This is a genomic window from Peptoniphilus indolicus ATCC 29427 (genome assembly GCF_000227315.1).
GTDB classification, from domain to species: domain Bacteria; phylum Bacillota; class Clostridia; order Tissierellales; family Peptoniphilaceae; genus Peptoniphilus; species Peptoniphilus indolicus.
On sequence record NZ_JH165061.1, the window covers coordinates 676,274 to 685,179 of the forward strand.

Annotated in this window: 12 protein-coding genes; all 12 read left to right on the plus strand. The window is 34.2% G+C overall.

All coding sequences use genetic code 11. The features are described from left to right. The first annotated feature begins 214 nt into the window (after window positions 1-214). Complete coding sequence (locus HMPREF9129_RS02980) at window positions 215-766, plus strand: biotin transporter BioY (RefSeq protein WP_245946054.1); 552 nt, start codon at window positions 215-217, stop codon at window positions 764-766. After that, window positions 763-1,434 (plus strand): dethiobiotin synthase, encoded by a 672-nt coding sequence (gene bioD / locus HMPREF9129_RS02985; protein ID WP_004820212.1) that lies wholly within the window; start codon window positions 763-765, stop codon window positions 1,432-1,434. The genes HMPREF9129_RS02980 and bioD overlap by 4 nt, the downstream gene beginning before the upstream one ends. Window positions 1,435-1,436: 2 nt before the next feature. Next, window positions 1,437-2,789 carry an adenosylmethionine--8-amino-7-oxononanoate transaminase gene (bioA, locus tag HMPREF9129_RS02990; protein WP_004820215.1) on the plus strand — a complete coding sequence of 451 codons (1,353 nt, stop codon included), beginning with the start codon at window positions 1,437-1,439 and terminating at the stop codon, window positions 2,787-2,789. 126 nt (window positions 2,790-2,915) lie between these two features. Next, a complete protein-coding gene (locus tag HMPREF9129_RS02995) occupies window positions 2,916-3,509 on the plus strand; it encodes a YhfC family glutamic-type intramembrane protease (RefSeq protein WP_004820217.1) in 594 nt (197 codons plus the stop codon). 2 nt (window positions 3,510-3,511) lie between these two features. Further along, complete coding sequence (locus HMPREF9129_RS03000; RefSeq protein WP_004820219.1) at window positions 3,512-3,904, plus strand: DUF3887 domain-containing protein; 393 nt, start codon at window positions 3,512-3,514, stop codon at window positions 3,902-3,904. A 15-nt stretch (window positions 3,905-3,919) separates the two neighbouring features. After that, window positions 3,920-4,195: an autorepressor SdpR family transcription factor gene (locus HMPREF9129_RS03005; RefSeq protein WP_004820221.1), complete on the plus strand. Its 276-nt coding sequence runs from the start codon at window positions 3,920-3,922 to the stop codon at window positions 4,193-4,195. After that, window positions 4,185-4,829 carry an SdpI family protein gene (locus HMPREF9129_RS03010; RefSeq protein ID WP_040552241.1) on the plus strand — a complete coding sequence of 215 codons (645 nt, stop codon included), beginning with the start codon at window positions 4,185-4,187 and terminating at the stop codon, window positions 4,827-4,829. Before HMPREF9129_RS03005 ends, HMPREF9129_RS03010 begins: the two co-directional genes overlap by 11 nt. A 436-nt stretch (window positions 4,830-5,265) precedes the next feature. Next, complete coding sequence (gene pyrB / locus HMPREF9129_RS03015) at window positions 5,266-6,183, plus strand: aspartate carbamoyltransferase (RefSeq protein ID WP_004820224.1); 918 nt, start codon at window positions 5,266-5,268, stop codon at window positions 6,181-6,183. Window position 6,184: 1 nt separating this feature from the next. Next, on the plus strand, window positions 6,185-6,613 hold the full coding sequence (locus tag HMPREF9129_RS03020; RefSeq protein ID WP_004820226.1) for an aspartate carbamoyltransferase regulatory subunit: 429 nt from the start codon (window positions 6,185-6,187) through the stop codon (window positions 6,611-6,613). 2 nt (window positions 6,614-6,615) lie between these two features. Beyond that, window positions 6,616-7,314: a dihydroorotate dehydrogenase electron transfer subunit gene (locus tag HMPREF9129_RS03025; RefSeq protein WP_004820228.1), complete on the plus strand. Its 699-nt coding sequence runs from the start codon at window positions 6,616-6,618 to the stop codon at window positions 7,312-7,314. Beyond that, on the plus strand, window positions 7,311-8,207 hold the full coding sequence (locus HMPREF9129_RS03030) for a dihydroorotate dehydrogenase (protein ID WP_004820230.1): 897 nt from the start codon (window positions 7,311-7,313) through the stop codon (window positions 8,205-8,207). The genes HMPREF9129_RS03025 and HMPREF9129_RS03030 overlap by 4 nt, the downstream gene beginning before the upstream one ends. A 115-nt stretch (window positions 8,208-8,322) precedes the next feature. Further along, window positions 8,323-8,835, plus strand: a complete 513-nt coding sequence (locus tag HMPREF9129_RS03035) for a flavodoxin family protein (RefSeq protein WP_004820232.1) — start codon at window positions 8,323-8,325, stop codon at window positions 8,833-8,835. The last annotated feature ends 71 nt before the right edge of the window (window positions 8,836-8,906 follow it).

Consider the following 8,906-nt stretch of genomic DNA (forward strand, 5'->3'; position numbering starts at 1 on the left):
TGTATTAGTTTCAAATCTTTATTTTTATTGTGGATACGTGCCGCCCCTACGTTTATATACACATAATTTTCTTTTGGTATTTGTGGATCCGCCCGTGTAATTAAAAAAAGATAACAATAAAAATAATCACAAAGGAAATAGTTAACCTAATATATTTTTAAATTGACAATATTGACCCGTGTTGTTAAGATTATTTTAGCAAAGGGGGATTTATTTGGAGAGTAGAATTAAGACTATGAGTTTGACGAGGGTGGCGCTTTTCGTGGCGCTTATTGCGCTTGGTGCGTTTATAAAGATACCGGTTCCCAATATGCCGTTTACGTTACAATTTTTGTTTACTAATTTGGCGGGGATAATACTTGGTTCACAACTTGGTGCGTTGAGTGTTGGGGTTTACATTTTATTGGGCCTTATTGGAATACCGGTTTTTACTGGCGGTGGTGGACCTGCATACATATTGATGCCAACTTTTGGATATTTGATTGGCTTTGTGGTTGGAACTTATCTTGGTGGAAGATATTTAGAAATAAATGGCTATTCTTCAAAGAACATTTTTATATCTTCTATAATCAATTTATTTTTCGTTTATTTATTTGGAATGGTTTATTACTACATGATAAGCAATTTTTATATTGGAACGCCATTTAGTGTAAAGAATGTAATTTTATATTGTTTTTTGCTTGCTGTTCCCGGGGATTTATTTTTATGTCTGGTATCCACTATTTCAGGCAAAAAGATTTTAAAGGCTCTTGGGGGCGCTAGATGAAGGGTTTATTTATAGTAGGAACGGACACTGACATAGGCAAGACTTATGTAACTGCGCTTTTGTTAAAAAAGATGTTGGAAGTTGGAATGAACGCAATTTATTATAAGGGGGCGCTTAGTGGAGCTGAATTGGTTGATGGGAAATTAGTTCCCGGAGATGCTGCTTATGTAAAAGAGATTTCAGGTATTGAAGAGAGTGTTGAAAATTTGGTGCCTTATGTATATGAAACTGCAGTTTCGCCGCATTTAGCAGCTCAAATTGAAGGGAATGCAGTTGAGCTTGGAAAAGTTGTCGAGGGATATAAAAGGCTATCTGAAAAATATGATTATGTTGTAATGGAAGGTAGCGGCGGAATTATCTGCCCGATAAATTATGGCAAAAATACACTTATGCTTGAAGATTTTATAACTGAGTTAAATTTACCATCTATATTGATTGCTGATGCAGGTCTTGGAACTATAAATCACACTTTTTTAACGGCATATTATATGAAACAGAAAGGTTTGGTGTTAAAGGGAGTTATTTTAAATAATTATGACGGAAGTTTAATGCAAAGGGACAACTTGAAGATGATTGAGGAGTTGATAGGTGTTCCTGTTATTGCAAAGGTTGAGCATGGAAATACGGATTTGGATATTGAAGAGAGTGTTTTAAGGGGATTATTTTAAGTATGGACGTTGAAAATTTACAAAGGAAAGATTTGGAGTACATTTGGCATCCTTGTTCTCAGATGAAAGATTATGAGGAGCTTCCTCCTATTGTAATTGAAAGTGGCAAGGGTGTTATGTTATATGACATAGAGGGAAAAGATTACATAGATGTTGTGAGTTCTTGGTGGTGCAATCTCTTAGGGCATAGGAATGAAATTTTAAATCAAAGATTGATAGATCAGCTTGAAAATATTGAACACGTAATATTTTCTAATTTCACACACAGACCGGCGATAGAGTTGTGTGAAAGGTTGGCGAAGCACTTACCTAAAGGGCTTAAAAAGTTTAATTTTTCTGATAATGGCTCTGCAGCGATAGAATGTGCGTTAAAGATGAGTTTTCAATACCATTATCAAACCGGAAACAAGCACAAGAAAAAATTTATGTGTCTTTCTGATGGATATCATGGAGAAACAATCGGGGCCCTTAGTGTTGGAAGTTTGGACTTATATGCGAAGATGTACAATCCCATTTTAATTGACACTATAAGGATAGAAGCTCCGGATTGTTATAGGTGTCCTTATGGCAAAGATAGGGACAGTTGTAGTGTAGAGTGTTTTGAAAAAGCTGAACAGGCTTTTAAAGAGCATGGAGATGAAACTTGCAGCATAATTGTCGAACCTATTTTACAAGGCGCAGCCGGGATGAAAATTTACCCGGCAGAGTATTTGTCAAAGCTTAGAAAATTATGTGATGAGTATGATGTTTTGTTGATAGCTGATGAGATTGCAACCGGGTTTGGAAGAACGGGAAAGTTTTTTGCGGTGGATAATGCCGGAATAAGCCCTGATATAATGGCGATTTCAAAGGGACTTACCGGTGGTTACATGCCTATGGCGATAACTATAACTACTGATGAAATCTACAATGCGTTTTATGCAGAGTACAACGACCAAAAAGCATTTATGCATTCTCATACTTACAGTGGGAACTCTCTTGGGTGTTCTGTTGCTCTTGGAGTTTTGGATATTTTGGAAAATGATAAGACAATAGAGAAGGCGCAAGTCACTGCTGAGTACTTACACAGAAGATTTTGTGAGGAATTTTTAAATCACAAAAACGTTGGCGAAATAAGACATGTTGGCTTGATAAATGCGATTGAGCTTGTAGAAGATAAAGGAACGAAAAAAGGTTTTGATTCTGAGCTGAGAGTTGGTTACCAAATTTATAAGAGAGCGCTTGAGTATGGATTGGTTTTAAGGCCTCTTGGGAATGTTTTATATTTTAATCCTCCACTTATCATAAACGAAGCTGAAATTGATTTGGCAATAGAGAGAATGAAAAAAGCTGTTGGAGACATATTAGAATTTTAGAAATACCCTTCGGGGTATTTTTTTATGCAACTATTTAGAAAATTTTCAAAATAGAATTGACAAATTATTTTGATGGATGTACTATCTATTTAGATAATATTCTAAATAGATTAGAGGGAGGATGAAATGTATAAAAATCATAATTTAAAAATTTTTATTTTGGGGATGTTTTGTTTTTTAATAACACAGATGTTGACTAGATTGCCAATTTTAAAATACATATATTCGACTTTCGAATACTCTATTTTTGAAAGTGAAAATAAAATTTTAACCTATATTCTAATTGCATTAAGTGCTGGAATATTTGAAGAAGGGGGGAGATATATTTTAAGAAGATATTTTGTAAAGAGTAATTATACTTTATCTGAACCTGTTATTTTTGGGTTAGGGCATGGAGTAATGGAAGTAATTATGGTAGTGGGAATAATTTTATATTCAAGCACAGACATTACTGTTGATATAGTTTGGATAAATATTTTTGAAAGAATATTAGCTATTATTTTCCACGTGTGTATGACGGTTATAATTTGGAGAGGTTTTATTTTGAATAGAGAAATTAAATTTCTCTTAGTAGCAATTTTTATGCACTTCATATTTGATTATCTAATTTTTATAGCGCCATTATTAAATTTGAATTTTATTGGGCTATATGTTACATGGATGGTAATAGATTTGGGATTGTTGGCATATATATTTAAAATTAAGAAAATTTGGAGGTAAGTATGAAGAAAATTTTATTTGGTTTAATGATGGCATGTTTGTTAGTGGGTTGTAGTTCAGCGAAAAAAGTGGAAAACTCAGACAAATATATAAACTTGGGGCAAGAAGTAATTAAATTTTTAAATCAAGGTGATTTCGAAAAAGTTAAAGAAAATGTAACTGAGGAAATGAAAGAGGCGCTTAATGTTGAGACGTGCGATAAAATAGTTCAGGATTTGTCTAAAAATGGAGAGTTTGAATCTTTTGGCAAAAATGAGGTTGTATCGAAAGAAGATAAGAAAGAAAATCATATATATTTTACAGTTGTACAAGAGGCAAGTTATAAAAATGCTAAGGTTATTTTTACTATAACTTTTGATGAGAATGATAGATTAGGAGGCCTCTATTATAAATAATAAGGAGAAGTGTTTATGAGTTTAGAAAAGACTTTTAAGGCTCTTGCCGACAAAAACAGAAGAGAGATTTTAAGTCTTTTAAAGAAAAATAGTTTAACGGCAGGGGAAATTTCTGAGCATTTTGATATGACTAATGCAACTTTAAGTTATCATCTTCAGATTTTGAAGGACGCCGGGCTGATTTTTGATGAGAAAGATAAAAATTACAGAGTGTATTCTATGAATGCTTCTGTTTTTGAAGAGGTTTTGGCTTATTTTTTTGAGTTTAAGGGGGATGGATATGAGAAATAAAAAGAGTGTAGTAATTAGTTTTTTGTTGTTATTAGTTCCATTGATTTTAGGCGCAATATTTTATAACAAGATGCCGGATATGTTGCCTACTCATTTTGGGTTTGATGGAACTGCTGATAAGTATTCTTCTAAGGCAAGTGCTCTATTCAATTTTCCTCTGATAATGGTGTGTGTTCAAGCTTTGTTGATTTTTCAGTTGAATAAGGATCCACGAAAGAAATATCAAAATGAAAAGCTATATGTTGTATCTCTTTATATTATTCCGATTTTAACTCTTGTGATCAGTGTAATAACTATAACTATTGGATTGGGAGCAAAGGTTGATGTAAGTAAAATTGTCTTTATAATGATATCTATTTTATTTATTGTGATGGGCAATTTTTTGCCTAAGGCAAAGAGAAATTACACAATGGGAATTAGAAATCAATGGACGTTGAGCAGCGATTATATTTGGGAGAAAACTCACAGGGTTGCAGGGTTTAGTTTTGTATTATCAGGAATTTTCGGACTTATTTGTGCTATATTTTTAAAAAATTCAGCATTTGTTATATTTGGGATGATTATTCTAGCTGTAATAGTGCCTACAATTTATTCTTATATGTTGTATGAAAGAGAGCAAAGAGGGGTTAAGTAGGGAATTAGTTGTTTTATCAATTAAATGTAGGGGCGGCACGAGTGTAACGAGGTTCGCCCGCATTTTATAAAATTTCGTTTTTATTTTTTATTATATTGTATGGGGTTATTTGATATTGGGTTTGGCGGGTCGGCCTCATGCTTACGCATTCGTGCGCCCCCTACGATTTTTGTAAATCATAAAAATTTCATTATGCGTTTTGCGAGGTGTACTTGCGAAAGACAAATAAAATGGATAGTTTATGATTTTATATTGCTTAAAAATTAAATTAAAGTTTATTTAGAATGTGGTTTGAAATTGAGGAAATATTAATTGACAGAATACAAATATTAATGTATATTTAGTCGAGGAAGAAATTACTTTTAATTTAGTGCGGGACGCTAAAAAGGTAAATGTATATCTTTTTGGCTTAGTGCGCTCCAAGTGAGGAGGAAATATGCTAAGACATTTAATACAACCGTTAGATTTTACAACTGAAGAGTTTGATGATTTATTTAGACTGGCAAATAAGATTATACAAAATCCTGAAAATTATTTGGATGTTTGTAAGGGGAAATTATTGGCCAGTCTTTTTTTTGAGCCTTCTACAAGAACAAGATTATCTTTTGAGTCTGCAATGCTAAGACTTGGGGGACAAGTTGTTGGGTTCTCTGATGCGAAAGTATCTTCAACAGCCAAGGGAGAGTCTTTACAAGACACCATAAGGACTGTGGAAAATTATGCTGATATATGCGCAATGAGACATCCTAAAGAAGGCGCGGCACTACTTGCGGCTAAGGCAATGACAAGAATGCCTATAATCAATGCCGGAGATGGAGGACATCAACATCCAACTCAAACTCTTGCTGATTTATTGACCATAGATTATTACAAAAAAAGATTTGATAATTTGACAATAGGTGTTTGTGGGGACTTAAAATTCGGAAGGACAATACACTCTCTTGTAAGGGCGATGAACAGATATGAGGGAGTGAAGTTTGTGTTCATATCTCCTGATGAGTTGAGAATGCCTAAGACTTTCAAAGATGAGATTGCTAAAGAAAATTATATTGAAACTTCTGATTTATCTGAGGCAATTAAGAATGGACTAGACATATTGTATATGTCAAGGGTTCAAAGGGAAAGATTTGTATCTGAGGAAGAGTATTTAAGACTAAAGGACTTCTTCATTTTGGATAAGGAAAAGATGAATTTGGCTAAGGAAGATATGATAGTTCTCCATCCGCTTCCAAGGGTAAATGAAATTTCAACGGAGATTGACGACGACCCAAGGGCTGTTTATTTTGAACAAGCCAGGTTTGGGATGTATGTGAGAATGGCGCTTATAATGTTCTTATTGGGATTGGAGGCTTAAGATGATAAATGTATCAAAGATAAAAAAGGGGATAGTGCTTGATCATATTGAAGCCGGAAAGGCCAAGGTTATCTACACTGCGCTTAAGTTAGACCAAGTTAAGGACCCTGTAGTTATAATGCAATCTATACCGTCAACTGCAATGGGCAAAAAAGATTTGATAAAGATTGAAACTGATTTTGAACTTGATTATACTGTACTCGGCTTAATTGCTCCAAGAACTACTGTAAATTTTGTAGAGGGCGGAGAAAGAGTCAAGAAAGTTAGACTTGAGTTACCTAAAGAAGTTGAAGGTGTAATGCAGTGTAAGAATCCAAGATGCATCAGCAATATTGAAAAGGTAAAGGACCACAAATTTACTTTGGCAAATGCTGAAACTGAAGAATATAGATGTGAATACTGTGATTCACTTACTAAATATAACGAGTAGATATGGCAAGAGTAATATATAATAAACACATAGATTTAAATTACTACTTGATTAAGATAGATCAGGTAGATGATGTAAAACCGGGACAATTTTATATGCTTAGAGCGTGGAACAAGTATCCTACGCTTTCAAGACCGATTTCAATATATGATGTTGAAGATGACGGGATAGTGTTCTTTTATGAAGTAAGGGGAGAAGGGACGAAGATAATAAGGGATTTAAAAGTCGGAGATGAGATAATGGCTGATGGCCCTCATGGAAATCATTTTTGCTATGAAAATATAGATGAGATTTCTTTGGTTGGGGGTTCTGTTGGAGCGGCTCCTTTTTATTATTTAGTTAAGTGCTTGAAGAAAGAAAATCCTGAAGTTAAAATAGATTTTTATATTGGAGAGAGAGAAACTCAAAATCTTGAGAAGGCATTTGAAGATTTGGAAGTAAATTTTATAATCAAAAAGGGTGGACTTATTACTGAAGTTTTAGAATTTGATAAGAAGTTGATATACACTTGTGGTCCAAGTGCAATGATGCAAGCCGTTGAAAGTTTGGGGACACAAAATGGCTGCAAGGTATATGTGTCTTTAGAAAATCGTATGGGCTGTGGAGTTGGAGCGTGTCTTTCTTGTTCATGTAAAACCAAAACCGGAAATAAGAGAGCGTGTGTTGAAGGACCTGTATTTGATGGGAGTGAATTGGTATGAGAACTGAAGTTGAAATTTTTGGGAAAACTTTAAAGAATCCACTGCTTCCGGCTTCAGGCACTTATGGTTATGGAGAGGCATACGAGAGCTATTATTCTCCAAGTGAATTGGGGGCTCTAATATCAAAGGGAATAACATGGAATCCAAAGCCGGGCAACGAAGGAATTAGGATTTGGGAAACTCCTAGTGGCATCTTAAATTCAATTGGACTTGAAAATCCGGGAATACATGAATTTTTAAATGGGAAGCTTCAAAAAATGCAGACCTTAAATGAAAATATTATTGTAAATCTTGGTGGAAATACAATTGAAGAATACATCAACAGTGTGGAATTGTTAAATGAACACGATTTTTTTGCAATAGAGTTGAATATATCTTGTCCTAATGTCAAAGAGGGGGGAATGGCTTTTGGAATAGAGTCTGAAACTGCAGCTGAAGTTACAAAAATTGTAAAAGCTCATACAGAACATAACTTGATTGTAAAGTTATCTCCCAATGCACGAGATGTTGTAGAGTGTGCAAAAGCTGTTGAAGAAGCGGGAGCAGACAGTGTATCACTAATAAATACCGTGCTTGGAATGGCTATAGACCCTTATGCAGAGAGGACTGTATTTAACAATGTATACGCCGGGCTTTCAGGACCTGCTGTAAAACCTATTGCGCTTAGAATGGTGCATCAAGTTGCAAAAAATGTGAGCATACCTGTGATAGCGGCCGGAGGGATTTCCACCGGGCTTGATGTAGCAGAATTTATGATGGCAGGTGCCACACTTGCTCAAATAGGTACGGCTAATTTTATGAATCCAAATGCAGTAATGGATATTTTAAAAGATTTTGAAGAGTTTTTAAAGGGGAAAAATATAACAGCTAAGGATTTAATTGGAATAGTTTAAGATAGAAATAGTTAATGAGAGTTAACTATTTTTTATTGCAAAAGTTATTGTAAAAAATTGTCCAAAAATTATATATTGTGGGTAATATAAAATATATTAGTTTTGGGAGGTAAGCATGAAAGGGATAGTTATATATTCATCTAAGACGGGAAACACTAAAAGAGCTGCAGAGTATATATATGAAGGATTAAAGGATGTCGCTGAGATGGATTTAGCCAGTGTAGATGAAAATAAAAAAATTGATGATTATGATTTTGCACTTTTAGGAGGGTGGATAGATAAGGCACTGCCGGATGGGAAGATTAAAAAGGTCCTAGATAAGACAAAACAAAAAAATTTGGGTTTGTTTATGACACTTGGAGCTATGCCGAATTCTGAACACGGACTCAAGGTAAAAGAAAATTTGGAAGCTATGTTAGTTGATAAAAATTCTCTTGGAGAGTTCAGATTGCCGGGATTAGTAGATCCTATTCTCATAAATAAATTAAGAGGATTTGCAGCGAAGGTGATTCCGGCAAAAATAAGGGAACAAATGATTGAAGCCGGGCTAAAGTCCAGAATGGCAACTGAAGAAGAATTAGAAGAGGCTGTTTTATATTTTAAAGAGAATTTAAAAAAAATAATGTGAGCTTTAGGTTTTTAATGTTCTGTATTTTGAGAATATTAAAAACCTATTTATTTTAAAAAGTTAATTTAAAT